The 2,013-nt window shown below is 31.7% G+C and carries 1 protein-coding gene; it reads right to left on the bottom strand.

Annotated elements, in window-relative coordinates:
- A partial coding sequence (locus tag Q428_RS13840) for a DNRLRE domain-containing protein (RefSeq protein ID WP_152539150.1) occupies nt 1–1,920 on the bottom strand: 1,920 nt, incomplete at its 3' end.
- Between the last annotated feature and the right edge of the window lie 93 nt (nt 1,921–2,013).

Below are 2,013 nucleotides of genomic sequence, written 5' to 3'. Positions count from 1 at the left end.
TTCGTCAAAATTAATTACCGAAGTTATGTTTCCATTGGCATCGTAATTATATGTTGAATATTTTCCATCTGAATAGGTTATCTTTGTTAATCTATTATTTGTATATTCAAAGCTTGTTCTTCTTCCTGCCGGGTCAACTATTGCTGTTAAGTATTTTGTACTTGGGTCACGTTCAAGTGTTACATATCTTCCTGTGCTGTCAGTAACCTTTACTAAATCTGAACCGCTGTATTGAAGGGTATTTGTGTTTCCATTGGCATCCTTAATTAAATATAAATATCCTGTGGAAGTAAAGCTTAATTGATTTCCACCCTTATCCTTTACCTTATATCTTTCCAGTGTTGATGCTGAATCTATTGTCATTGTTATATTAATTCCAGATTCATCCTCATACACACCTTGTGTTGCACCTATTTTAAGGTAATGCTTTGTTCCATCCTCATCTGTATATATATAATATTGTGTTGTACCAATTGTTTGAGGAACTATCCTTTGATTTAGATTTAATCTCCAGCCATATCCGTAATTAATATTTTGATCTTTCTCATTACTGTTAAATACATGGGATATTGATATAGGCATTCTGTTTCCATTCATACTTATATCTGCATGGGTGAATATCAGATTTCCATTGTAGTCATTTATATGGCTTGTCCCAGCTCTTCCTACACTTTGTGAATGATAAGTCCAATAATCCTCAAGTCCTGAATTGTTAATATAGCTTATTGTAATCTTTGGTCTTCTATAGCTTATTGTATCATCAACATTACCTGAGAAGAATTCACAATATGGATTTGCTTCATTCTGCTGTTTTAAAAGAATTCCATAATTACTTTGTCCTGAATACCATCCCTTAACAATTCCTGTTATGTTCCAATTATATGATGATTTATCTAAAACTATTTGATAATCTGATATTGTTGCTATAGTACCTGTTGGCTGTGTATTCCATGTTAATGTTCCTGGATTCCAATAGGCATTTACCTTAAAGGCATTAATTTGTGAAGCTGTTGCTGCCGCAACTGTATTTTGAAGATTTAGCTTAGCATCGATAACCATGTCACTTGACGTTAATGTGGGTAATGCAAATCTAATATATACTCTATTTTTATTAGTGGTAGTTCCAACCTTTAAAACCTTACTTGCATTAAGGCATGTTGTTGGTGTATCCTCTGATACCCATACGTCATAAATATCATTTCTATCTAAATCAGTTGAAACCGTGGGATCAATTTTTATAGGGTAAACTCTATCTGAACTATTTATCCATTCAGCATTTGGCGTTAAAGTTAACTTATATACTTCCCCCACCTTTTCTAGGGTGATATCTATGTCTCTGCTTTCCGCATTGTTAGCATCAAACATATATGGGGCATCAATTTTAAATACTTCCTTTGATAAATCATTACTGTCATAGAATACAATTGTTTTATCTTCCATTAACTTTGGTGTTAAGTTATTTACATTTATATTAAATACAAACTGAGAATTATCTACCTTTCGGTTAAGTATTATATATTCCTTTACATCCTGTGGATTAACATTATATTGTAAATCAACATTGGGATATACATTTGAAAACTTAACTGTTGAAGTTAAATTTGTTAAAACTTTTTTCTTTTCATTATAGCTTAGGCTATCTAAATAGGTATTATCTGGAGCTATAGTTTCTGCTGTTGCCTTTTCAGGATTATCTATATTCCATGATATTTGATAATTATCTTTTGTAATTTTAATTAATCTCTTTGGGTTAGTGTTCTTGGCTATTTTTATTTTATAGCTGTTATCTTTATTTTCTATTACATCTAATCCTTCATCATTCCCATTTTGGAGGATATTATCTATATCTTTCCACTTTCCATTCTCCTTAAAGTGAACTGCTGTGGGATACACCTGAGCTTCATAACTTCCATCTTCCATTTGAAAGTGCTTTATATTTTTTTCTCTTTTTTCTATAACTTCCCCTATTATTTTTGAGTTTGGCCTTTTCTGTTCCGAAATTTCGGGTGCTTG

The sequence above is a fragment of the Fervidicella metallireducens AeB genome (assembly GCF_000601455.1).
GTDB lineage: Bacteria > Bacillota > Clostridia > Clostridiales > Caloramatoraceae > Fervidicella > Fervidicella metallireducens.
Note: the sequence above shows the minus strand (reverse complement) of the source record. Positions and strands in the feature narration are given on the sequence as shown.